The following is a 23289-nucleotide window of genomic DNA, read 5'->3' on the forward strand; positions in this document are numbered from 1 at the left end:
CGTGGGTCTTGACGCCGGGAGGCGTGCTTCCTAGCCTCCATCTTCAAGTGTAGACGCTATATACATACGGAGACGGATGTTCGTGAGGTATCAGCATGGCGCGCAGGCTGCCTGACGGCTTCCACGCGCCGCGGGTCGAACTGCGTGACCGGGCGCCTGAATACGCGGTTTCGCCGGTGGGGGCCGCGGCCCGGCCGCGAGGTCTGCCCGTCCACCCGGTCCGCGGGCCGCTCACCGACCCGGACCCCGAATGACCTCACCGATCCGGCGGCCGTGCCCGACAGCGGCCTCGACCTCGTAGGAGCCACCCGATGAACCACCCCGCCGGCACCTCTGCCACGGCGCACGCCGGCACCGAGGGCCTCACCATCACCGAGGTCCGGCTCACCCCCGTCCTGGTCGCCGACCCGCCGCTGCTGAACACCCAGGGCGTGCACCAGCCCTACACCCCGCGGCTGATCATCGAGGTGGTCACCGCGGGCGGCGCCACCGGGCTGGGCGAGACGTACGGGGACACCAAGTACCTGGAACTGGCCCGCCCGTTGGCCGGCGCGCTGACCGGCCGCGCGGTCACCGATCTGAACGCGCTGCCCGCTCTGGCCGCTCAGGTCTGCGGCGACCCGATCGCGACCGGCGCCGAGGCGGTGGACGTCGGCGGGCTGCGTGGTGTGCAGACCGCCGACAAACTGCGGCTCTCGGTGCTCTCCGGCTTCGAGGTCGCCTGCCTGGACGCCTGGGGCCGCGCCACCGGCCTGCCGGTGCACGCCCTGCTCGGCGGCAAGGTCCGTGACCGTGTCGACTACAGCGCCTACCTCTTCTACCGGTGGGCGGAGCATCCCGGCGGGCGCGGCGAGCGGGACGACTGGGGCGCGGCCCTGGACCCGGCGGGCGTCGTGGCGCAGGCCCGCCGGTTCGCCGACACCTACGGCTTCACGTCCTTCAAGCTCAAGGGCGGCGTCTTCGCACCCGCGCAGGAGATCGCGGCGATCAAGGCGCTGGCCGCCGAGTTCCCCGGGCAGCCGCTGCGTCTGGACCCCAACGGGGCCTGGAGCGTTTCGACCTCGCTGGAGGTCGCGCACGAGCTGCGGGACGTCCTGGAGTACCTGGAGGACCCGGCGAGCGGTACCGCGCGGATGGCGGAGGTGGCGGCGGGCGCCGGGCTGTCGCTGGCGACCAACATGTGCGTCACGACGTTCGACGAGATCGCGGAGGCGTTCACCGGCGGCGCCGTCCAGATCGTGCTCTGCGACCACCACTACTGGGGCGGCCTGCGCAACACCCGTGAACTGGCCGCCGTCTGCCGCACCTTCGGCGTCGGCCTGTCCATGCACTCCAACACCCACCTGGGCATCAGCCTCGCCGCCATGACCCATGTCGCGGCGACCGTGCCCCACCTCGACCACGCCTGCGACAGCCACTACCCCTGGCAGACCGAGGACGTCCTCACCGAACGCCTCACCTTCCGCGACGGCCGGATCGACGTGGGCGACGCCCCCGGCCTGGGCGTCGAACTCGACCGTGACCGGCTCGCCGCGCTGCACCGCCGCTGGCTGGCCGACGACGGCACGCACCACGACCGCGACGACGCCGCCGCCATGCGGGCGGCCGACCCCGACTGGGTCACCCCCGCCGTTCCGCGCTGGTGACCCGGGGCGGCCCGGACCCGGCCGGCGGGCCGGGCCGCCCACCCATCCGGCACGGCGCCCGCGGAGGCAGGGACGAGCCCCCGCACGCCGGGCCTCCCCAGCCGCCCGACGGCGGGCGGCCGGACGACAACGGAGTCGCACGTGAGCCACGAGCCCGCGCACCCCGCACCACCGGACCCCTCGCGCGACCCCCAGGCGCCCGAGGCCCCCCAGGACCCGGTGGTGCGCAGCGCCGTCGGGAAGATCTTCAAGCGGGTCGTGCCGCTCTTCTTCGTGATGTTCGTGGCCAACTACGTCGACCGTGTCAACATCGGCTTCGCGCAGGACCAGTTGCGGGCCGACGTCGGCATCTCGGCCGCAGCCTTCGGCTTCGGGGCGGGCCTGTTCTTCGTCGCCTACGCCCTGTTCGAAGTGCCCGGCAACATGCTGATGGAGCGCTTCGGGGCGAAGATCTGGCTCACCCGCATCATGATCACGTGGGGCCTGGTGGCCACCGCCATGGCATTCGTGACCAGCACCGAGATGTTCTACGCGCTGCGCTTCCTGCTCGGCGTCGCCGAGGCCGGCTTCTTCCCGGCCGTCATCTACCACTTCACGCGCTGGCTGCCGGACGCCGACCGCGGCCGGGCCACCGCGGTCTTCCTGATGGGCTCCGGCACCGCGTCGGTCATCGCCGGCCCGCTGTCCGGCGCCCTGCTGCAGATGCACGGACTGCTCAGGCACAGTGGCTGGCAGTGGATGTTCTTCCTGGAGGGCCTGGCGTCCGTACTGCTCGGGCTGGTCGTCTTCCGATTTCTGGACAACCGGCTGGAGGACGCCACCTGGCTCACCGCGCCGGAGAAGACTGCCCTGGCCGCGGCCATCGACGCCGAGCAGGCCGCCCGCACCGCCGCGCGTGGCACCGCGAAGGTCTCGCGCCTGCGGCTGCTCACCGACCCGCAGATGCTGCTGTTCTGCTGGCTCTACTTCGCCATCTCCATCGCCCTGTACGCCGTCACCTTCTGGCTGCCGAGCATCGTCGACGACATCGGCGGGCTCTCGGAGTTCGAGGTCGGACTGCTGGTCGCGGTGCCGTGGCTGTGCGCGATCGCCGCGGTGTACGTCACCGGGCGGGCCTCGGACCGTACGGGCCGTCGACGGCCCTTCCTGGTCGGCACGCTGCTGCTCGGCGCGCTCGGCACCCTGCTCGCCGCCCTGGTCTCCCCGTGGTTCGCGCTTCTCGCGCTGTGTCTGGCGGCGACGGGCTTCAAGACGTCCTCGCCCGTCTTCTGGACCATTCCGCAGAGCTACCTGGACGCCCGGGTCGCGGCGCCCGCCATCGCGCTGGTCAACTCCCTGGGAAACCTGGGCGGTTTCGTCTCACCGACGGCGTTCGGAATCCTTCAGGACGCCACCGGCTCGACCCGCGGCGGGCTGATCGGGCTGTCGGTGGTGGGTGTGGTGGCGGCGCTCAGCGTCGCGCTGGTCCGCGGTGGCGGGCGCAACGACCGGCCGCGCGGCCGGCGCACGGCCACCGAGCCCGCTCCGGCCGTCAAGAGCGCCACCGCCGGGGCGGGGGCCGCCGGTTCACCACCGGACGCGGCGCCCGCGGGCCCCGGGTCCCCGGTTCACCGGACCGGCGGGCAGTAGCCGGTCTCCTCGCCGATGGTGTTGATCTCGGCGTTGGGCCGGGTGTCGCCCGCGTAGTCGATCTGGTCGGTGCAGCTCGTTCCGGGCTTCTTGGGGGTGCCCTTCGGCTTGTCGCCCTTTTCCGGTGTCGGGCAGTGGCCGGTCTCCTCGCCGATGGTGTTGATCTCGGCGTTGGGCCGGGTGTCGCCCGCGTAGTCGATCTGGTCGGTGCAGCTCGTTCCGGGCTTCTTGGGGGTGCCCTTCGGCTTGTCGCCCTTTTCCGGTGTCGGGCAGTGGCCGGTCTCCTCGCCGATGGTGTTGATCTCGGCGTTGGGCCGGGTGTCGCCCGCGTAGTCGATCTGGTCGGTGCACTTCGTTCCGGACTTCGCGGGGGTGCCCGCCGGCGCGTCGTCGGCGGAGCCCTGGGCGGCCTTGGTCTCGGAGGAGGGTGGCTTGGTGGCCTGTGTGGAGGCGGCGGAAGAGGAGGCGCCGGTGCCGCCGTCCTGGCATGCGGTGAGCCCGAACGCGGCGACAGTGATCACCATGGCGGCGGCGGCCTTGCGGGCGAGGCGGAGTGTGGTCTGCGACATGGGTCTTCCCGTTCTCTGTGAGGAGCGCTCGGTGTTCGTGGAACAAGACTGTCGGCCGTCGCTGATGATCTGTCACCGTACGACTAACGTCCCGTTAACGTCCGAGGTGGACCGCCGGTCCTGCGGTCCACCGGCCCCGAGGGATCACGGCAGCGGCCGCGGTCCTGTGCCGGGTGGGTCCGCGCGCGTACGGTGTGGCACGGCTCAGTGGCAGCGCGCCACAGTGGTCCCGTAAGTGATCTTTGAGAGGGGCTGTACCGATGGCACAGGAAGTGCGCGGCGTCATCGCGCCGGGGAAGAACGAACCGGTCCGGCTGGAGACGATCCTGGTGCCGGATCCGGGGCCGGGCGAGGCCGTGGTGAAGGTCCAGGCGTGCGGGGTCTGTCACACCGATCTGCACTACAAGCAGGGCGGCATCAACGACGACTTCCCGTTCCTGCTCGGGCACGAGGCGGCGGGCGTCGTGGAGTCGGTCGGCGCCGGTGTCACCGACGTCGCGCCCGGTGACTTCGTCGTCCTCAACTGGCGTGCGGTGTGCGGACAGTGCCGGGCGTGTCTGCGCGGCCGCCCGCAGTACTGCTTCGACACGCACAACGCCGAGCAGAAGATGACGCTCAAGGACGGCACGGAGCTGAGCCCGGCGCTCGGCATCGGGGCGTTCGCCGACAAGACGCTCGTCGCCGCCGGGCAGTGCACCAAGGTCGACCCGGAGGTCTCGCCGGCGGTCGCCGGGCTGCTGGGCTGCGGTGTGATGGCGGGGATCGGCGCCGCCATCAACACCGGCGGCGTGGGCCGCGGCGACTCCGTCGCGGTCATCGGCTGCGGTGGCGTGGGGGACGCCGCCGTGGTCGGGGCCCGGCTGGCCGGAGCCGCGCGGATCATCGCGGTGGACATCGACGACCGGAAGCTGGCCACCGCCCGCTCCATGGGCGCCACGCACACCGTCAACTCCCGTACCGACGACCCCGTCGAGGCGATCCGCGAGCTGACCGGCGGCTTCGGCGCGGACGTCGTCATCGAGGCGGTGGGCCGTCCCGAGACGTACAAGCAGGCGTTCTACGCACGGGACCTGGCCGGCACCGTCGTCCTGGTGGGCGTCCCCACCCCGGAAATGACCCTGGAACTTCCCCTGCTGGACGTCTTCGGACGCGGCGGCGCCCTGAAGTCCTCCTGGTACGGCGACTGCCTGCCCTCCCGGGACTTCCCGATGCTCGTCGACCTGCACCAGCAGGGCCGCATCGACCTCGGAGCGTTCGTCACCGAGACCATCGGCATCGACGGCGTCGAGGAGGCCTTCGAGCGGATGCACGCGGGCGACGTCCTGCGATCGGTGGTGACGCTCTGATGGCGGCCCGCATCGACCACCTCGTCACCTCCGGCACCTTCTCCCTCGACGGCGGTACCTGGGACGTCGACAACAACGTCTGGATCGTCGGGAACGACGACGAGGCGATCGTCATCGACGCCGCGCACGACGCCGACGCCATCTTCGAAGCGCTCGGCGGCCGGACGCTGCGCGCCATCATCTGCACCCACGCCCACAACGATCACATCGACGCCGCCCCCGCGCTGGCCGCGCGTACCGGTGCCCGCATCCATCTGCACCCCGACGACCTGCCGCTGTGGAAGCAGACCCACCCCGGCACCCCGCCGGACGCGGAACTGGCGGACGGTCAGGTGCTGACCATCGCGGGGATCGACCTGACCGTGCTGCACACGCCGGGCCACGCGCCGGGCGCGGTCTGCCTGTACGCGCCCGACCTGGGCACCGTCTTCACCGGCGACACCCTCTTCCAGGGCGGCCCGGGAGCCACCGGCCGGTCCTTCTCGGACTTCCCGACGATCGTCGCTTCGATCCGGGACCGGCTGCTGTCCCTGCCCCCGGAGACGGTGGTGCGCACCGGACACGGCGATCCGACGGCCATCGGGGAGGAGGCCCCGCACCTGGAGGAGTGGATCGCGCGGGGGCACTGAGCCGACGCACTCAGTCCGTCGTGGCCGCCCGCTGCAGGATGCGGGCGGCCACCGCGGGGGAGTCGACGAGCGGATGCAGCGCGAGCGCCCGCAGCGCCGCGCCCCTGTCCTTGAACGTCGCCGCCTCCACGGCCGCCTTCTCGACCGCCTTGATCTGCAACATCAGCCCCAGCTGGTCCTCGCGCAGCGGCGCGCACGGCAGCGGGCGGGCCCCCTTGGCGTCCACCTCGCAGACCGTCTCCACGATCGCGTCCGGCGCCAGCTGCGGCACCGTCGTGCCGTTGCGGACGTTGAGGATCAGCCGTGTGCCGCTGTCGCCCACGATGGCGTGCATCAGGGCCAGCGCCACCCGGTCGTAGCCACCGCCCTCCAGGTCATGGCTGTCGCGCTGCCAGCCGCCACCGGCCTCGCGGCTGTGCGCCATGTAGGTCTCCTCGCGCTCCAGCCGGGTCCGCTCCCACAGCGCGTACGCCGCGTCCGGTCCGCCGGCCGCCGCGGCCCGCTCGAAGAACCCGCCCTGCTGCTGGTCGAGGAACTCCCCCCGGGTCTCCCGGGTGTCCCGTACGGAGTCCAGGGTCTCCCGGCGGAAGTAGTAGTAGTGCAGATACTCGTTCGGCAGGGCACCGATCGTGCGGAGCCAGTCGGCGCCGAACAGCCGGCCCTCCTCGAAGGAGCCCAGGGCCCGGTCGTCGGCGAGCAGCCGCGGCAGCAGTTCGTCGCCGTCGACAGTCAACGACCTGAGCCAGCCGAGGTGGTTGAGGCCCACGTAGTCGTACGCCGCCCGCTCCGGGGACGCGAGCGCCGAAAGGTCCGCGCCGGCCGCGCGGGCCGCGCGCCGTACCAGTCCCACCGGGGAGTCGCAGATGCCGATGACGCGGTCGCCGAGCACCTGGGCCATCGCCTCGGTGACCATGCCTGCCGGGTTGGTGAAGTTGATGACCCAGGCACGTGGCGCGAGGGCGGCGACCCGCTCGGCGATGTGCAGGGCCACGGGGATCGTCCGCAGGCCGTACAGCACACCCCCGGCGCCGACCGTTTCCTGACCGAGCACCCCCTCCGACAGCGGGATCCGCTCGTCCCGGATGCGGCCGGCCGTGCCGCCCACCCGGATCGCGGAGAAGATGAAGTCGGCGCCGGTCAGCGCGTCGTCCAGACCGTCCGCGATCCGCACGGCCACCGGTGCGGGGTGCCCCTGCGCCAGCTCGGCGAGGACCTCGGCTATCACCGCCACCCGGCGCGCGTCGGTGTCGTGGAGCGTCACCTCGGAGACGGAGCGTGCCGGGTCGTCCAGGAGCGCGCGGTAGACCAGCGGCACCCGGAAACCGCCACCGCCGAGAATCGTGAGCCTCATGGGGCGGAACGTACCCCAGCATCAGGCACACTGGCCGCACGTGCCGGAACGAAAGGGGCGAGCACGGTGAACAGTGGCCGACGCGATGTCCGACCGCCCGCGGGCCCCGGTACCGGGTCGCCGGGCCTCGATCCGCTGGCCGCGGTGCGCGCCGACGGCGACCCCCACACCGACGTCTATCTGACCGGCACGGTCTTCCTGGACATCATCTTCACCGGCCTGGACTCCGCACCCGTACGCGGCACCGAGTCCTGGGCCCGCGGCATGGGCTCCAGCCCCGGCGGCGTGGCCAACATGGCCACCGCCCTGGCCCGCCTGGGACTGCGCACGTCCCTGGCCGCGGCCTTCGGCGACGACATGTACGGCGAGTACTGCTGGGAGGCGCTGGCCCAGGGCGAGGGCATCGACCTGGCACTGTCGCGTACGGTCCCCGGCTGGCACTCCCCGGTCACCGTCTCCATGGCGTACGAGGGCGAGCGCACCATGGTCTCGCACGGCCACGAGGCGCCGCCGCCGGAATCCGCCTTCAACGGCAGGCACGCGCCGGGCTGCGCGCCGCCGTCCCGCGCCTGCGTCGCCTCGCTCGTGCCCGGCAGGCGGGAGGGCTGGCTGGGCTGTGCGGCGGAGCGCGGCAGCCGCATCTTCGCCGATGTGGGCTGGGACGACAGCGGCCGCTGGGACCCGGCCGACCTCGCCGGTCTCGAACACTGCGAGGCGTTCCTGCCCAACGCCGAGGAGGCGATGCGCTACACCCGCACGAGCAACCCGCGCGCCGCGGCCCGCAAACTCGCCGAACGGGTCCCGCTGGCCGTCGTCACCATGGGCGCGGAGGGCGCCTGCGCGGTGGACGGGCGGACCGGCGAGAGCGCCGAGGTGCCCGCGATCGCCGTCGACGCGCTGGATCCCACCGGCGCGGGGGACGTCTTCGTCGCCGGGTTCGTCACCGGCACCCTCGCCGACTGGCCGCTCGCCGACCGGCTGGCCTTCGCGGGCTTGAGCGCCGCACTGTCGGTGCAGGAGTTCGGCGGCTCGCTCTCCGCACCGGGATGGGCCGAGATCGCCGCCTGGTGGCAGCAGATCCGGGCCTGCGAGGCGGGCGCGCCCGCGGCGCTGCGCCGCCAGTACGCCTTCCTCGACGAGGTCCTCCCCACCGCCGGGCGGCTCTCCCCGCTCGCCCGCGCCGTGCCGACGATCGGCTTCCGCCGCCCGGCCTGAGCAACGCCCCGCCGGGCGGGCGGCGGGCGGCGGAGGTGCGGCCCCGCGGACCGCCACCCGCGCGGCGCGGGAAAACCCCTCGGGCCTGTCAGTGCACCGTCGTACCCTTGGTATCCCAAGGAGACGAGTCAGAGAGGGTTGAGCAGGCCACAGAGCCGGCCCATGACGCAGACACCTATGCAACCGCAGGCCAGCGCCCAGTTCACCGTCCCGGCCAAGCACCCGATGGTGACGGTGCTGGGATCCGGGGACTCGCTACTGCGCGTGATCGAGAATGCCTTCCCGGCGACCGACATCCATGTCCGGGGCAACGAAGTCAGCGCTGTCGGCGACGCTCACGAAGTCGCCCTCGTCCAGCGCCTGTTCGACGAGATGATGCTGGTGCTCCGCACCGGACAACCGATGACGGAGGACGCCGTGGAACGCTCCATCGCCATGCTGCGCTCGGCGGATGACGGTGAGGGCGTCGAGGGCGAGACCCCCGCGGAGGTGCTCACCCAGAACATCCTCTCCAACCGTGGCCGGACGATCCGCCCCAAGACGCTCAACCAGAAGCGCTACGTCGACGCCATCGACCAGCACACCGTCGTCTTCGGCATCGGCCCGGCGGGCACCGGCAAGACCTACCTGGCGATGGCCAAGGCCGTGCAGGCGCTCCAGGCCAAGCAGGTCAACCGCATCATCCTGACCCGGCCGGCGGTCGAGGCGGGTGAGCGGCTGGGCTTCCTGCCCGGCACCCTCTACGAGAAGATCGACCCGTATCTGCGCCCGCTCTACGACGCGCTGCACGACATGCTCGACCCCGACTCCATCCCGCGCCTGATGGCCGCGGGCACCATCGAGGTCGCGCCGCTGGCGTACATGCGGGGCCGGACGCTCAACGACGCCTTCATCATTCTCGACGAGGCCCAGAACACCAATCCCGAGCAGATGAAGATGTTCCTCACCCGCCTCGGCTTCGAATCGAAGATCGTCATCACCGGTGACGTCACCCAGGTCGACCTGCCGGGCGGCACCAAGAGCGGTCTGCGCCAGGTCAGGGAGATCCTGGAGGGCGTCGATGACGTGCACTTCTCCTACCTCACCAGCCAGGATGTCGTCCGGCACAAGCTGGTCGGCCGTATCGTCGACGCATACGAGAAGTACGACAGCCGCAACGGCCAGTGAGCCGCACGGCCGCCCGACGCGGCCGTAGGCAACTGCCGGCAAGCCCAAGAAGCGAGAAGCAGCCCTCCCCATGTCGATCGACGTCAACAACGAGTCCGGCACGGACATCGACGAGCAGGCCGTCCTGGACGTCGCCCGCTACGCCGTGGCCCGGATGCGCATCCACCCGCTCTCCGAGCTGTCCGTCATCGTCGTGGACGCCGAGGCCATGGAGCAGCTCCACATCCAGTGGATGGACCTGCCGGGCCCGACCGATGTCATGTCCTTCCCGATGGACGAACTGCGTCCCCCGGCCAAGGACGACGAGGAGCCCCCGCAGGGGCTCCTCGGTGACATCGTGCTGTGCCCCGAGGTCGCCAAGAAGCAGGGCGAGGAGGCGCCGACCGGGCACTCCATGGACGAGGAGCTGCAGCTGCTCACCGTCCACGGCGTCCTCCACCTCCTCGGCTACGACCACGAGGAGCCGGACGAGAAGGCCGAGATGTTCGGCCTGCAGGCGGCGATCATCGACGGCTGGCGCGCCGAGAAGGGCCTGACCGGCCCCTCGCCCGCCCCCACCGTGACCTGACCGGACGGCCCCTGATGACCACCCAGCTGATCGCGGTCGCGGTCCTGCTCGTCGTGATCGCCTGGCTCGCCGCCTGCGCCGAGGCCGGTCTCGCACGCACGACGAGCTTCCGCGCCGAGGAAGCCGTCAGATCCGGCCGCCGCGGCAGCGCCAAGCTCGCCGCCGTCGCCGCCGACCCCACCCGCTACCTCAACGTCGCGCTGCTGGTGCGGGTCGGCTGCGAGATGGCCGCGGGTGTCCTGGTCACCTACGCCTGCCTGCGCTCCTTCGAGGAGACCTGGCAGGCCCTGACCGTCGCCATCGCCGTGATGGTGCTGGTCTCCTATGTCGCCGTCGGCGTCTCGCCCCGCACCATCGGCCGCCAGCACCCGCTGAACACCGCGACGGCCGCGGCGTACGTCCTGCTGCCGCTGGCCCGGGTGATGGGCCCGATCCCGCCGCTGCTGATCCTCCTCGGCAACGCCCTCACCCCCGGAAAGGGCTTCCGCAAGGGCCCGTTCGCCTCCGAGGCGGAGCTGCGCTCGCTGGTCGACCTGGCCGAGAAGGAATCGCTGATCGAGGACGAGGAGCGCCGGATGGTGCACTCCGTCTTCCAGCTCGGCGACACCCTCGTGCGCGAGGTGATGGTGCCGCGTACGGACCTCGTCGCCGTCGAGCGCTACAAGACCATCCGCCAGGCGCTGACTCTCGCGCTGCGCTCGGGGTTCTCGCGTATCCCGGTCACCGGCGAGAACGAGGACGACGTCGTCGGCGTGGTCTATCTCAAGGACCTGGCCCGCAAGGTGCACATCAACCGGGATGCCGAGACCGAGCTGGTCTCCTCGGCGATGCGCCCGGCGGTCTTCGTGCCGGACACCAAGAACGCCGGTGATCTGCTGCGCGAGATGCAGCAGGACCGCAACCACGTCGCGGTGGTCATCGATGAATACGGCGGCACGGCCGGCATCGTCACCATCGAGGACATCCTGGAGGAGATCGTCGGTGAGATCACCGACGAGTACGACCGTGAGCTGCCGCCCGTCGAGGACCTCGGCGACGGCCGCTACCGCGTCACCGCCCGGCTCGACATCGGCGACCTCGGCGAGCTGTACGGCCTGGCCGAGCTCGACGACGAGGACGTCGAGACGGTCGGCGGCCTGCTCGCCAAGCTCCTCGGCCGGGTCCCGATCGCCGGCGCGACCGCAGAGGTCGACCTCTTCGCCGACGCCTCGGCCGGGTCCGGGGGCGCCCCCACCGATCCGGGCCTGACCGGGCTGCGGCTGACCGCGGAGTCGCCGGGCGGCCGCCGCAACAAGATCATCACGGTGCTGTGCGAACCGATCCGTGCGACGGCGGACGCGGGACGCGGCGCGGACGAAGGCTGAGCGCGCGGCGTTGCGCAGCACCGCCCGCAAGAGGGCCCCGGACGAGCCGTCCGGGGCCCTCTTCGCGGTCAGCCTTGCCGCGCGCCACGTGCCGCCCGCAGTCCGAACGTCACCAGCACGGCGACCACCGCCACCAGCGCCGCGTCCAGGCCCAGCGCGAGCTTGATACCGCCGAGCGTGGCCTCGGCGAAGCCACTGCCGTCGGCGCGCAGCGAACCGATGTGGGCGGCGGCGACCGCGCTCAGCAGCGGGATGCCGATGGTGATGCCGACCTGCTGGGAGCTGGTGACCAGGCCGGTGGCCAGGCCCTGCTCCGCGTCCGGCACACCGGACGTGGCGGTCACGCCGTAGGAGATGATCGCCCAGAGGTGCCCGAGGCTGGCGAAGGTCACGCCGATCAGGGCCAGCCACATGCCGGACCCGGTGCCGAGCCCGAGCAGGGCGGCGGTGAAGCCGGCCTGCAGCAGCATGCCGACCAGCAGTGTGCGCCGGGCGCCGAGCCTGCCGATGACCTTCGGGGCGACGATGCCGGCGATCGCGGAGACGACTCCCTGCACGCCGAAGAGCAGACCGGTCTCGAAGGCCGACAGCCGCAGCACCTCCTGCAGATACAGCGTCAGCAGGAAGACCACGGTGCTCATCATCGAGAAGGTGGTCAGCCCCGCCAGATTGCCCCAGGCGACCGTACGGCGGCGCAGCATCGGCAGGGACACCAGGGGCTGGGCGGCCCGCGACTCCACGACCACGAACGCGACCAGCAGGGCGAGGCCGACGAGCAGCGTGACGAGCACGTCCGGGCTGCCGAAGCCCTCCTCGGCGGCGGTCGACAGGGCGTAGATCAGGCCGAGGAGCCCGCCGGTGACGGTGACCGCGCCGGGCACGTCGATCCGCGGGCGCTGCGGGTGCCTCGACTCCGACAGCAGCGCCGGGGCCGCGGCCAGCACGGCCACGCCGGCCAGGCTCAGCAGGCCCATGGTGGAGCGCCAGCCCAACGCGTCGGTCATCACTCCGCCCAGCACCATGCCGATGGTGAAGCCCATCGACAGCACGGTTCCGCTGATGCCCAGGGCGCGTTCGCGCTGCGGCCCCTCGGCGAAGGTGGTGGTCAGCAGGGACATGCCGGTGGGCACGATGACCGCTGCGCCCAGGCCCTGGAGGGCCCGGCCGGCCAGGAAGGCGGCCGGTGACCAGGCGAGCGCGGCCAGCACCGACGCGGCGGTGAACAGCGCCAGGCCGATCAGGAACAGCCTGCGCCGGCCGAAGAGGTCGGCGATCCGGCCGAACAGCAGCAGGAAGCCGCCGGAGGGCAGGGCGAAGGCGGTGACGGCCCACTGGAGGTCGGCCTGGCCCATCCCCAGGTCCTTGCCGAGCACCGGCAGCGCGACGTTCAGGATGGAGAAGTCCAGCGCGATGATGAACTGCGCCGCGCAGAGCAGCAGCAGGATGAGCTTCGCGCGGGTGGTCATGCGTGCGGTGGCCGGACCGGCGGGGGCGGTGGTGGCCGCGGTGGTCGGTGCCGGGGGAGCGGCCGGGCCGGCCGGCCGGGGTTCGGGACGCAGTGAGGTGTCGGTTGGCATGCAAGGAGCTTGCGGCCGCGGAATACGGCGTGGGGAGCGGGAACTTATCGTGGTGTCCGTACCACCAGCCACGCCGACAGGGGGAGAAACGTGGCCGTGAGCAATGCCGTACCCGACACTTCGCGCCGCAGGCAGGAACTGCGCGAGTTCCTGATGAGCCGCCGGGCCCGGGTCACGCCGGCCGAGGCGGGCCTGCCCGACGGCGGCCGGCGTCGCACGCCCGGCCTGCGCCGCGAGGAGGTCGCCGTCCTCGCCGGGGTCGGCGCGTCCTGGTACCAGTGGCTGGAGCAGGGCCGCGACATCACCGTCTCGCCGCAGGTGCTGGATTCCGTCGCCCGCGTACTGCGGCTCAGCGGCGCCGAGCGGCGGCATCTGTACGTCCTGGCGGGGCTCAACCCTCCGCGGCGGCAGGACTCCGAGGAACTGGAGATCACGGATGTGTGCGCCGGTCTGCAGCGGCTGATCGACGCGTGGATGCCGTTCCCCGCGCACATCATGGACACCTACTGGAACACCATCGCCTACAACGAGGCGGCGCATCTCGTCCTCGGCCACGGCAGCCCGGGCGTCTCCCTGAACTGCCTGATCGCGTTCTTCACCGATCCTGTCTACCGCGCGCGGGCGGCCAGCTGGGAGGCGAACGCCCCCTTGGTGGTGGCGCAGTTCCGCGCCGCGTGCTCGGAGCGGCCCGGGGACGAGGGGTTCGACGAGGTCGTCCGTGAGGTCGCGGCGGCAAGCGAGGAGTTCGCCGCGCTGTGGGCGCTCGGCGATGTGCAGGACGGCGGTCAGCTGCACAAGGAGATGGACCACCCGCTGGTGGGCGCGCTGCTCTTCGAGACCACCCAACTCCGCGTTCCGGTACGCCCCGACCTGACCGTGGTGCTGCACAACCCGCGCCCGGAGACGGACACCGCCCGGAGGCTGGAGTGGCTCACCTCGCCGGAGGGGCGGCGGGGCGGTATGTCCTCGGTCGCGGGCTGAGCGCCCGTCGCGCTGGGCGTACGGTGCGCGGGCCCGGGCACCTGCCCTCGCAAGCCCGTGCCCCTTGAAGTCGTTGTGCGGCGTCCCGCATATGCTCGCCCGTATGAGCGAAGCCGCACCGCTGGACCCCGAAGACCGCAAGATCATCACGCTCGCGCGCTCGGCGCGGGCCCGTAATGGCGTGCCCGAGGGGGCAGCCGTACGCGACGAGACCGGACGCACCTACGTCGCCGGTACCGTCGCCCTGGACTCGTTGCAGCTCAGCGCGCTGCGTACGGCCGTGGCGATGGCCGTCGCCAGTGGCGCCACCTCCCTGGAGGCCGCGGCCGTGGTCACCGAGTCCGAGAGCGCCGACGACGCCGACCGCGCCGCCGTGCGGGACCTCGGCGGTCCCGAGACGCCGGTCCTGGTCGCCGGCCTCGACGGCACCCTGCGCGCCACCGTCCCGGCGGGCACGCCGCGGGGCTGAGCGTGCGCGCCGTCGGCCCGCCGGGGTCGTACCGAGGTGGCGCCGACGGGCACCGCGTTCGACCGCGAAGGCCGTGATCGGCGACCGAGCCGAGGGGCCGCGCCCCGCCGGGTGCGGCCCCACGACCGGCCCGTGTGGTCGGAGGGGCCCCGGGGATCGGGGAGAATGGGCGCCATGAGCGTTCGTACAGACTCCTCCGCCCCGCACCGTGCCGGCTTCGCGTGCTTCGTCGGCCGCCCGAACGCGGGCAAGTCCACCCTCACGAACGCTCTCGTCGGTACGAAGGTGGCCATCACCTCCAACCGGCCGCAGACCACCCGCCACACCGTGCGCGGGATCGTGCACCGCCCCGAGGCGCAGCTCGTCCTCGTCGACACCCCGGGTCTGCACAAGCCCCGCACGCTGCTCGGCGAGCGGCTGAACGACGTCGTGCGGACCACCTGGTCCGAGGTCGACGTCATCGGCTTCTGCCTGCCCGCCGACCAGAAGCTCGGCCCCGGTGACCGCTACATCGCCGCCGAACTCGCCGGCATCAAGAAGACCCCCAAGGTCGCCATCGTCACCAAGACCGACCTGGTCGACTCCAAGACCCTCGCGACCCAGCTGCTCGCCATCGACCAGCTCGGCAAGGAGCTCGGCATCGAGTGGGCCGAGATCATCCCGGTCTCGGCCGTGGACGCGGAGGGCGCGGCGCGCAACGCCTCCGGGGAGGACGGCGCGCGAGGGGCGGGACAGGTCTCGCTGCTGGCCGATCTGCTCGTCCCCATGCTGCCGGAGAGCCCGCCGCTCTACCCCGAGGGCGACCTCACCGACGAGCCCGAGCAGGTCATGGTCGCCGAGCTGATCCGCGAGGCCGCGCTGGAGGGCGTACGCGACGAGCTGCCGCACTCCATCGCCGTCGTCGTCGAGGAGATGCTGCCGCGTGAGGACCGGCCGGCCGACAAGCCGCTGCTGGACATCCACGCCAACGTCTACATCGAGCGTCCCAGCCAGAAGGGCATCATCATCGGCCCGAAGGGCCAGCGGCTGAAGGAGGTCGGCATGAAGTCGCGCAAGCACATCGAGGCGCTGCTCGGCACGCCGGTCTACCTCGACCTGCACGTCAAGGTCGCCAAGGACTGGCAGCGCGACCCCAAGCAGCTGCGCAAGCTCGGCTTCTAGGCCGCCGGGCGGCGGCATCAGGCCACGCCGCGGATCCGCCGCACCAGCAGCGCCCCCAGCAGCCCGATGGCGGCCGCGACCAGGTACAGCGCCCGGTAGCCGCCGAGGTGGCTCACGAGCGGTGCGGCCAGCACCGGTGCGGCCACCTGCGGCAGCGAGTTGGCGATGTTGAGGATGCCGAGGTCCTTGCCGCGGTGCGCGGCGGCCGGCAGTACCTCCGTCATCAGCGCGAAGTCGACCGACGTGAAGACGCCGAAGCCGACCCCGAGCAGCGCCGCGGCGCACAGCGCGCCGGGCCAGGTCTGCCAGCCTGCGAGCAGCGCGGTGGCCACCGCCATGACGACGCCCGCCGCCAGCACGAACGGTTTCCTGCGGCCGGCCCGGTCCGAGCGGATCCCGCCGAGGACGACGGTGCCCAGGAGGGTGACGCCGTTGACGGCGGTGAGGATCAGCACCCCGCCCTCGGGGTCGGGGTGGTGCAGGGCGTCCCGCAGGTAGTACAGGAGATACAGCAGCGCGAGGGCGTTGCCCAGGTTGATCAGGAAGCGGGTCAGCCAGGCCCAGCCGAGGTCGGGGTGGCGGCGGGGGCTGAGCCGGAAACCGGCGAGGAAGGCCCGCCAGGTGAACGGCGGCCGGTGGGCGGCCGGCAGCGGCGGGTCCCTGTGCAGCAGCAGGTGGGGCAGGGTGGCCAGCACGGTGAAGCCGGCGCAGGCCAGATAGCCGGCGACGACCCCGCCGGCGAGGGTGGCGAGCCCGGTACCGGCGAGGACGCCGAGGATCTGCGCGGCGCCCAGCCAGCCGCCCACCGCGCCGCGCTGCGACCGCGGCACCCGGTCGGGCACCGCGGCGGTGATCGCCGCGAAGGCCGCGTTGAGGGTGAGCTGCACCAGGCACCAGCCGAGCGCCATTCCCGCGACGGTGCGCGCCCCGGCCAGCAGCGTGAGGGCGGCGGCCCCGCCCAGCACCCCGGCGAGGATCCATGGGCTACGGCGCCCGAAGCGGGACACCGTACGGTCGGAGAGGGCGCCGAAGAGCGGGTTGGCGACCAGCGAGACGGCTGCGCCCAGGCCGGTCACCCATGCCAGGACGGACTCCTTGGAGGCGCCGGGCGGTGCGAGGGCGGCGGCCTGGAGGGCGAGCAGGATCTGGATCGGCCCGTACCAGCCGGCCCAGATCGCCCCGTTCGCCAGCGACAGTGACGCCGTCCAGCCGTGCCCCGCCCGCTGCTGCGGCTCGGCCGCATCGGCGGGCCCCGGCGCCGGTGCCGCCGCCGCATCGCTCATCCCCGCGCCTGGTCGCGCAGCGCGTCCCGCAGCCACCGGTAGGAGCTCTTCGGCGTCCGCGTCAAGGTGGCACGGTCCACATGCACCAGCCCGAAGCGTCGCGCGTAGCCCTCCGCCCATTCGAAGTTGTCCAGCAGCGACCAGACGAAGTAGCCGCGGATGTCGATGCCCGCTTCGAGCGCCTCGTGCAGGGCGCGCAGATGCGCGTCCAGGAACGTGATCCGCTCGCCGTCGTCGAGGCCGTCGTAGGAGCAGCCGTTCTCGGTGATCACGATCGGCGGCAGGCTCGCCCCGTACCGCTCGCGGAACGTCTCCAGCAGCTCGGTGAGCGCCCCGGGAACCACCGGCCAGCCGAAGTCGGTCCGCGGATAGCCCTCGATCTCCCGTGGCGCGAAGGGGAGTTCGGGCGGCAGGAGGATGCCGCCGAAGTCGGCGGGGCCGGCCGCTCCCGGGTCCGGGGCGCCCACCAGGGTCGGCTGGTAGTAGTTGATCCCGTACCAGTCCAGCGGCTCAGAAATGATCTTCAGGTCGTCGGCGACGGGCCCCGGCAGCAGGGCCGCCAGCCCCTCGTCCGGGTAGCGGCCGAGCAGCAGCGGGTCCGCGAAAAGCCGGTTGAGCAGCAGGTCGTACAGGTCGGCGGCGGCCGTGTCCGCCTCCGACGCGCTCGCCGCCCAGGTGGGCCCGTGCGAGTTGGCGATGCCGATGTTCCCCGCCCCGCGGGCCCGCAGCGCCTGCACCGCGAGGCCGTGGCCCAGCAGCTGGTGGTGTGCGGCCGGCAGGGCGTCGAAGACCAGCTGCCTGCCCGGGGCGTGCTGTCCCAGGCCGTAGCCGAGCAGTGTCAGTTCCGCCGGTTCGTTGAGGGTGATCCAGCGGCCGACGCGGTCCCCGAGTCGGGCCGCGACCGCGTCCGCGTACGCCGCGAAGTGCTCGGCGGTCTCCCGGACGAGCCAGCCGCCGCCCTCCTCCAGCGCCTGGGGTGTGTCCCAGTGGAACAGCGTGGGGACCGGGTCGACGCCCGCCGCCAGCAGCGCGTCCACCAGCCGGTCGTAGAAGTCGAGACCCGCCGCGTTGACCGCGCCGCTGCCGTCCGGCACCACCCGCGGCCAGGCCACCGAGAAGCGGTACGCGCCGACCCCGAGCTCCTTGAGCAGCGCCACGTCCTCGGGATAGCGGTGGTAGTGATCGATCGCGATCCGCGCGTCCGAGGCGTCCTTGATCCGCCCCGGCTCCGCCGCGAACACATCCCAGGCCGACCGCCCTCGCCCGCCCTCCTCCACCGCGCCCTCGATCTGCGGGGCGGACGTCGACACCCCCCAGACGAAGTCGCGGGGGAAGCGGGGCAGGGGCTTGGGGGAGACCGGCGCCGTTGTCATGGGCCGGATCTTCTTAACCGCCGGTAACAGTGTCAAGAGGTAGGGATGACAGGCCAGTTGGGCATCGGGGAACGCCGCTTCGGCCCGCTACGCCCCTTCCTTGAGCACCTTTGTGATCAACTCGCGCTGCTCGTCCGAGAGCCGGGGATCGGAGCAGTACACCGTCCGGTCGTCGACCGTGATGCGGTAGCTGAAGCCGTCCGGCACCCCTGCCGGAGGACTGTCGGAGGCGGCGGCGAGGCAGTTCTCGGCCAGGGTGTGCCAGTCGTCGGCATCGGGCCGCCCCGAGGTCTCGACCTCGGCGCGGCGCTCGATGCCCGCGAAGCCACCGGTGCGACGGATCTCAATACGCATGACGGCTTCCTACCCCGTGGGGCGCCGGGAACAGCCGTGCCGCGCTACTTCGCCTTCACCCCGACCTGCGACCACGCCTTGACCAGCGCCTCGTGCTCGTCGCCCGCGCCGAAGCGGGCCCGGGCGGCGGCGATGGTGAGGCCGGCGAAGTCGGCGAACCGGGCGTCGGTGGCGAGATCGCCGCCGGTCAGTACGTCGTACCAGACCTGCCCGGCCCGCTCCCACGCCTTTCCGCCGAGCGCGGTGGCGGCCAGGTAGAAGGCGTGGTTGGGGATGCCGGAGTTGATGTGCACGCCGCCGTTGTCGTCGGACGTGTCGACGAAGTCCTTCATCGTCGCGGGCTGCGGGTCCTTGCCCAGCACGTCGTCGTCGTACGCCGTGCCGGGCGCCTTCATGGACCGCAGGGCCGTGCCGGTGACGTTCGGGCCGAGCAGCCCGGCGCCGATCAGCCAGTCGGCCTGGTCGGCGGTCTGGCCGAGGGCGTACTGCTTGATCAGGGCGCCGAAGACGTCCGAGATCGATTCGTTGAGCGCCCCGGACTGGTCCTTGTAGGTGAGGTTGGCGGTGTACTGCGTGACGCCGTGGGTGAGCTCGTGGCCGATGACGTCGACCGGGATGGTGAAGTCCAGGAACAGGTCGTTGTCCCCGTCGCCGAAGACCATCCGCTCGCCGTCCCAGAAGGCGTTGTCGTACTTCTCGCCGTAGTGGACCGTCGCGTCCAGCGGCAGGCCGGCGCCGTCGATCGACTTCCGGCCGTAGGCCTTCAGATACAGCTCGAAGGTGGCGCCGAGACCGGCGTGGGCGCGGTTGACGGAGGCGTCGCGCGAGGGGCCGTCGGACTCGGAGTGGACCTTGGTGCCGGGCAGGTTCTCCTGGTGCTCGGCGTCGTAGATGGTGCGCTCGGGCTTGTCGGCCCCGGCGGCGGGCCGGGCAGGCGCGAAGGTGCGGGCGGCGTTCTCGCGGCGCCGGGTGCGCTGGACGGCGTCGTGCTCCAGGGTGCGGCGGGCGGGCTCGTGTCGCGCGGGGTCATCGGACTGCGCCAGCTTGTCGAGGACGTGCGGCGGGACGATGGTGCAGAAGACCGGGTGGGCCGGCGTGACCGGCGAAGTGGTGAGAGCCATGGGAAAACGGTCGCATTGCGTGACGCTCCTGTCACTGCCTGCCGCCGAGATTCCTGAAAACGTGTGGTTGCTCGCACTTCGACCGTTACGTCCGTCCGGTCCCGCATACTGATACGGGCCAACCATTCGCCGCGTTCCTCGGCTACGCTGCTGTGCATCATGCGTTTCGGGCTGCTTCTCCTTAGCTGCCGCGGCGAGGGCCTGTAGTCGTAGGCCGACCCCCTCCCCGCGGAGTTCGGTGTTGCGATTTTCGCCCCGTCGGCCTCTTCCCGCTCTTGAAGAGCAGGGTGGACCCCCATGCGGACACACGAGGAGCCCTACGCATCATGACGAACCCGTCGAGCCAGGCAGCGAACGCCGTCGGTCGCCCCACCCCGGTCACCAACGGCACTCAGACGCAGAAGCCCTCGGGGATGCCGATCCGCAAGTACGGCAGCTACGAGGCCGTGGACATCCCCGATCGCACCTGGCCGGACCAGCGCATCACCAAGGCCCCCCGCTGGCTGTCGACCGACCTGCGCGACGGCAACCAGGCGCTGATCGACCCGATGTCGCCGGCCCGCAAGCGCGAGATGTTCGACCTCCTGGTGAAGATGGGCTACAAGGAGATCGAGGTCGGGTTCCCCTCGTCCGGTGAGACCGACTTCCAGTTCGTACGCTCCATCATCGAAGAGGGCGCGATTCCCGAGGACGTGACGATCTCCGTCCTGACGCAGGCCCGCGAAGAGCTGATCGAGCGCACCGTCGAATCGCTGCGCGGCGCCCACCGCGCCACGGTCCACCTGTACAACGCCACCGCGCCCACCTTCCGCCGGGTCGTCTTCCGCGGCTCGAAGGAAGAGGTCAAGCAGATCGCGGTGGACGGCACCCGGCTGGTCGTCGAGTACGCCGACAAGATCCTGGGCGACGAGACGATCTTCGGCTACCAGTACAGCCCGGAGATCTTCACCGACACCGAGCTGGACTTCGCCCTGGAGGTCTGCGAGGCGGTCATGGACGTCTGGCAGCCCGAGGAGGGCCGCGAGATCATCCTGAACCTGCCGGCCACGGTGGAGCGCTCCACGCCCAGCACCCACGCCGACCGCTTCGAGTGGATGTCACGCAACCTCTCCCGGCGCGAGTTCGTCTGCCTGTCCACCCACCCGCACAACGACCGCGGTACCGCCGTCGCCGCCGCCGAGCTGGCCGTCATGGCGGGCGCGGACCGTGTCGAGGGCTGCCTGTTCGGTCAGGGCGAGCGCACCGGCAACGTCGACCTGGTGACGCTGGGGATGAACCTCTTCTCCCAGGGCGTCGACCCGATGATCGACTTCTCGCAGATCGACGAGATCCGTCGCACCAGCGAGTACTGCAACCAGATGGAGATCCACCCGCGCCACCCCTACGCGGGCGATCTGGTCTACACCGCCTTCTCCGGCTCCCACCAGGACGCCATCAAGAAGGGCTTCGACGCGATGGAGGCCGAGGCGGCCGCCGCCGGGAAGACCGTCGACGACATCGAGTGGGCGGTTCCGTACCTGCCCATCGACCCCAAGGACGTCGGCCGCTCCTACGAGGCCGTGATCCGCGTCAACTCGCAGTCCGGCAAGGGCGGTATCGCCTACGTCCTGAAGAACGACCACAAGCTGGACCTGCCGCGCCGGATGCAGATCGAGTTCTCCCGGATCATCCAGGAGAAGACCGACACCGAGGGCGGCGAGGTCACGCCGACCGCCATCTGGTCCACCTTCCAGGACGAGTACCTGCCCACCCCCGAGAACGCCTGGGGCCGGATCGCGCTGCGCTCCGCGCAGACCTCGACGACGAAGGAGGGCACCGACGCGCTGACCGTCGAAGCCGTGGTGGACGGCGTCGACACGGTGCTGACCGGCAGCGGCAACGGCCCCCTGGCAGCCTTCTTCGACGCGCTGCACGCCATCGACGTGGATGTGCGCCTGCTGGACTACAGCGAGCACACCCTGAGCGAGGGCGCCGGCGCCCAGGCCGCCGCGTACATCGAGTGCGCCATCGGTGACAAGGTGCTGTGGGGCGTCGGCGTCGACGCCAACATCGTCCGTGCCTCGATCAAGGCGATCGTCTCCGCGGTCAACCGCGCGGGCCGCTGATCCAGGCCCGCTGACCGGCTGGCCGCCGGTCCGGCTCTCCCGGCGCCCTCGCCGCTCCCACCGAGCGGCGGGGGCGCCGTGCTGCGGGCGGCGGCACCGTGCGTTCCGGTCTTCTTCCGGCCAAGACGGCGCTCTCCTCCGCGCTGCCCGTCCCGCCCCCGGGCTCCGGCGTCCACGACCGGCCGGAGCCACGCCCGGGCACTGCAACAGGCTTGCAGGGGGCGGCCGAGGCGGCAGGTGACGCCCGAGCCGACCTTCTCGCCCTCAGCCACCGCCCGGCCCGCACCCGCTCCGTATGGACCGGTCGCACCAGGAACCTCGCAGGTGACCCGGCCGGAGGCGGCGGGCGACCGCGACCGGGCACGGCGCGCGGCCGTCGCACGGGAGATCGCCGGGGGCGCCCGCGCCGGCCCCGGGGAAGGCGTTGCCGCCGCTGTGCCGGGGCCGGACGTCCCGCCGGGAAGCGTCTCCCGCCGGCCGTCAACGGGCCCCCGGGCCTCACTCCGAAGGGTGGGCGCCCTTCACCATCCGGCCAGTTGTCCGGTACGAGGTACTGACGTCACATCACCTGTGTGGCTAACATCACGTCCAATGCGGCGATGGGGCCGAGGCGTTAGGGAGGCTGACGTGATGCACAAGATGTGTGTGATGGGCGTGCGCACGTCCTGGCGGACCGTCGCCGACGGCGAGTTCTTCTGCCCGGAGTGCGGCGGGGACCGCAACTACCTCCGGCAGACGGGACGCCGCCGCCTCACCCTCCTCGGCGTGCCCCTTCTCTCGCGGGGCGACGCGGGCCCGGTCCTGGAATGCTCCGCCTGTCAGGGCCACTTCGGTCTGGACGCGCTGGACCACCCCACCACCGTCCGCTTCTCCGCGATGCTCCGGGACGCCGTCCACACCGTCACGCTGGCCGTGCTGGCCGCCGGCGGCACGTCCTCCGGCACCGTACGCGACACCGCCGTCGCCACGGTCCGCGCGGCGGGGTTCGCCGACTGCTCCGAGGACCAGCTGCTCACCCTCCTCGCCGCGCTCGCCGCCGACACCGGCCGGCTCACCGGCACCTACGACGCGGTGACGGGCGGCGACTGCGCCCCCAACGGCCTCGACCCGTGCGGCACCGCGCTGGCCATAGAGCTCCACGAGTCCCTGGAGCCGCTGGCCCCGCACCTCGCCCCGGCCGGGCGGGAATCGGTCCTCCTCCAGGCCGCCCGTATCGCCCTGGCCGACGGCTCCTACACCCCCGCGGAACGCGAGGTCCTCACCACGGTCGGCGCCGCCCTGATGCTCCGCCCGGCCGATACGAACCGGCTGCTGGCGGCGGCGCGCACGCCGTCCTGACCGCCCGCCCGAAGACACGCACCCCAAAACCCCCACGACCCCG

Annotated in this window: 21 protein-coding genes; 14 read left to right on the forward strand and 7 right to left on the reverse strand. The window is 72.0% G+C overall.

The window, feature by feature from the left end:
* Window positions 1-95: 95 nt before the first annotated feature.
* The 3 genes from ACGFZW_RS06280 to ACGFZW_RS06290 all read left to right on the forward strand — a co-directional run bounded on the left by ACGFZW_RS06280 (window position 96) and on the right by ACGFZW_RS06290 (window position 3275).
* Window positions 96-254: a hypothetical protein gene (locus tag ACGFZW_RS06280; protein WP_393891875.1), complete on the forward strand. Its 159-nt coding sequence runs from the start codon at window positions 96-98 to the stop codon at window positions 252-254.
* 57 nt (window positions 255-311) lie between these two features.
* Entirely contained in the window at window positions 312-1646 is a 1335-nt protein-coding gene (locus tag ACGFZW_RS06285) for a glucarate dehydratase family protein (protein ID WP_393891876.1), read from the forward strand.
* A 276-nt stretch (window positions 1647-1922) separates the two neighbouring features.
* Window positions 1923-3275 carry an MFS transporter gene (locus tag ACGFZW_RS06290; RefSeq protein WP_393892350.1) on the forward strand — a complete coding sequence of 451 codons (1353 nt, stop codon included), beginning with the start codon at window positions 1923-1925 and terminating at the stop codon, window positions 3273-3275.
* Here the strand turns inward: ACGFZW_RS06290 and ACGFZW_RS06295 are convergent.
* Window positions 3254-3844, reverse strand: coding sequence for a hypothetical protein (locus ACGFZW_RS06295; RefSeq protein ID WP_393891877.1), 591 nt, complete (start codon window positions 3842-3844; stop codon window positions 3254-3256). The two genes, ACGFZW_RS06290 and ACGFZW_RS06295, sit on opposite strands and share 22 nt — an antisense overlap.
* Window positions 3845-4104: 260 nt before the next feature.
* On the opposite strand from ACGFZW_RS06295, the gene ACGFZW_RS06300 reads away from it, so the two are divergent.
* Window positions 4105-5190 (forward strand): S-(hydroxymethyl)mycothiol dehydrogenase, encoded by a 1086-nt coding sequence (locus tag ACGFZW_RS06300; RefSeq protein WP_393891878.1) that lies wholly within the window; start codon window positions 4105-4107, stop codon window positions 5188-5190.
* The gene (locus tag ACGFZW_RS06305) at window positions 5190-5819 is read left to right on the forward strand and encodes an MBL fold metallo-hydrolase (protein ID WP_393891879.1); all 630 of its coding nucleotides are present in this window, start codon (window positions 5190-5192) and stop codon (window positions 5817-5819) included. Before ACGFZW_RS06300 ends, ACGFZW_RS06305 begins: the two co-directional genes overlap by 1 nt.
* A gap of 10 nt (window positions 5820-5829) precedes the next feature.
* On the opposite strand, the gene ACGFZW_RS06310 is transcribed toward ACGFZW_RS06305, so the two are convergent.
* A complete protein-coding gene (locus ACGFZW_RS06310) occupies window positions 5830-7170 on the reverse strand; it encodes a 6-phospho-beta-glucosidase (protein WP_393891880.1) in 1341 nt (446 codons plus the stop codon).
* Between the two features lie 66 nt (window positions 7171-7236).
* On the opposite strand from ACGFZW_RS06310, the gene ACGFZW_RS06315 reads away from it, so the two are divergent.
* The 4 genes from ACGFZW_RS06315 to ACGFZW_RS06330 all read left to right on the forward strand — a co-directional run bounded on the left by ACGFZW_RS06315 (window position 7237) and on the right by ACGFZW_RS06330 (window position 11484).
* Window positions 7237-8385, forward strand: a complete 1149-nt coding sequence (locus tag ACGFZW_RS06315) for a carbohydrate kinase family protein (protein ID WP_393891881.1) — start codon at window positions 7237-7239, stop codon at window positions 8383-8385.
* Window positions 8386-8547: 162 nt separating this feature from the next.
* Window positions 8548-9552 carry a PhoH family protein gene (locus ACGFZW_RS06320; protein ID WP_393891882.1) on the forward strand — a complete coding sequence of 335 codons (1005 nt, stop codon included), beginning with the start codon at window positions 8548-8550 and terminating at the stop codon, window positions 9550-9552.
* Window positions 9553-9622: 70 nt separating this feature from the next.
* The gene (gene ybeY, locus ACGFZW_RS06325) at window positions 9623-10120 is read left to right on the forward strand and encodes an rRNA maturation RNase YbeY (protein WP_136739573.1); all 498 of its coding nucleotides are present in this window, start codon (window positions 9623-9625) and stop codon (window positions 10118-10120) included.
* A 14-nt stretch (window positions 10121-10134) separates the two neighbouring features.
* Window positions 10135-11484 carry a hemolysin family protein gene (locus tag ACGFZW_RS06330; RefSeq protein ID WP_393891883.1) on the forward strand — a complete coding sequence of 450 codons (1350 nt, stop codon included), beginning with the start codon at window positions 10135-10137 and terminating at the stop codon, window positions 11482-11484.
* Between the two features lie 68 nt (window positions 11485-11552).
* Here ACGFZW_RS06330 and ACGFZW_RS06335 read toward each other — a convergent pair whose 3' ends face one another.
* Window positions 11553-13061, reverse strand: coding sequence for an MFS transporter (locus tag ACGFZW_RS06335; RefSeq protein ID WP_393891884.1), 1509 nt, complete (start codon window positions 13059-13061; stop codon window positions 11553-11555).
* A 153-nt stretch (window positions 13062-13214) separates the two neighbouring features.
* Here ACGFZW_RS06335 and ACGFZW_RS06340 point away from each other — a divergent pair, with 153 nt between their 5' ends.
* The 3 genes from ACGFZW_RS06340 (at window position 13215) to era (ending at window position 15672) form a co-directional block, all read left to right on the forward strand.
* The gene (locus tag ACGFZW_RS06340; protein ID WP_393892351.1) at window positions 13215-14042 is read left to right on the forward strand and encodes a helix-turn-helix transcriptional regulator; all 828 of its coding nucleotides are present in this window, start codon (window positions 13215-13217) and stop codon (window positions 14040-14042) included.
* 103 nt (window positions 14043-14145) lie between these two features.
* Window positions 14146-14511 (forward strand): cytidine deaminase, encoded by a 366-nt coding sequence (locus ACGFZW_RS06345; RefSeq protein ID WP_393891885.1) that lies wholly within the window; start codon window positions 14146-14148, stop codon window positions 14509-14511.
* A gap of 174 nt (window positions 14512-14685) precedes the next feature.
* Window positions 14686-15672 (forward strand): GTPase Era, encoded by a 987-nt coding sequence (gene era, locus ACGFZW_RS06350; protein WP_393891886.1) that lies wholly within the window; start codon window positions 14686-14688, stop codon window positions 15670-15672.
* A 17-nt stretch (window positions 15673-15689) separates the two neighbouring features.
* Here era and ACGFZW_RS06355 read toward each other — a convergent pair whose 3' ends face one another.
* From ACGFZW_RS06355 to ACGFZW_RS06370, 4 genes are all read right to left on the reverse strand, one after another.
* Window positions 15690-16955, reverse strand: a complete 1266-nt coding sequence (locus ACGFZW_RS06355; protein WP_393891887.1) for an MFS transporter — start codon at window positions 16953-16955, stop codon at window positions 15690-15692.
* Entirely contained in the window at window positions 16952-18328 is a 1377-nt protein-coding gene (locus ACGFZW_RS06360; RefSeq protein ID WP_393891888.1) for a GH1 family beta-glucosidase, read from the reverse strand. The genes ACGFZW_RS06355 and ACGFZW_RS06360 overlap by 4 nt, the downstream gene beginning before the upstream one ends.
* Window positions 18329-18415: 87 nt before the next feature.
* The gene (locus ACGFZW_RS06365; protein WP_393891889.1) at window positions 18416-18682 is read right to left on the reverse strand and encodes a protealysin inhibitor emfourin; all 267 of its coding nucleotides are present in this window, start codon (window positions 18680-18682) and stop codon (window positions 18416-18418) included.
* 44 nt (window positions 18683-18726) lie between these two features.
* The gene (locus tag ACGFZW_RS06370) at window positions 18727-19803 is read right to left on the reverse strand and encodes a M4 family metallopeptidase (RefSeq protein ID WP_393891890.1); all 1077 of its coding nucleotides are present in this window, start codon (window positions 19801-19803) and stop codon (window positions 18727-18729) included.
* A gap of 326 nt (window positions 19804-20129) precedes the next feature.
* On the opposite strand from ACGFZW_RS06370, the gene leuA reads away from it, so the two are divergent.
* Entirely contained in the window at window positions 20130-21908 is a 1779-nt protein-coding gene (gene leuA / locus ACGFZW_RS06375) for a 2-isopropylmalate synthase (protein ID WP_393891891.1), read from the forward strand.
* Between the two features lie 630 nt (window positions 21909-22538).
* Window positions 22539-23246, forward strand: a complete 708-nt coding sequence (locus tag ACGFZW_RS06380; protein WP_393892352.1) for a TerB family tellurite resistance protein — start codon at window positions 22539-22541, stop codon at window positions 23244-23246.
* Window positions 23247-23289 lie beyond the last annotated feature (43 nt).

Origin of the sequence: Streptomyces sp. NPDC048248, assembly GCF_043201875.1 — a bacterium.
Classification (GTDB): Bacteria; Actinomycetota; Actinomycetes; order Streptomycetales; family Streptomycetaceae; genus Streptomyces.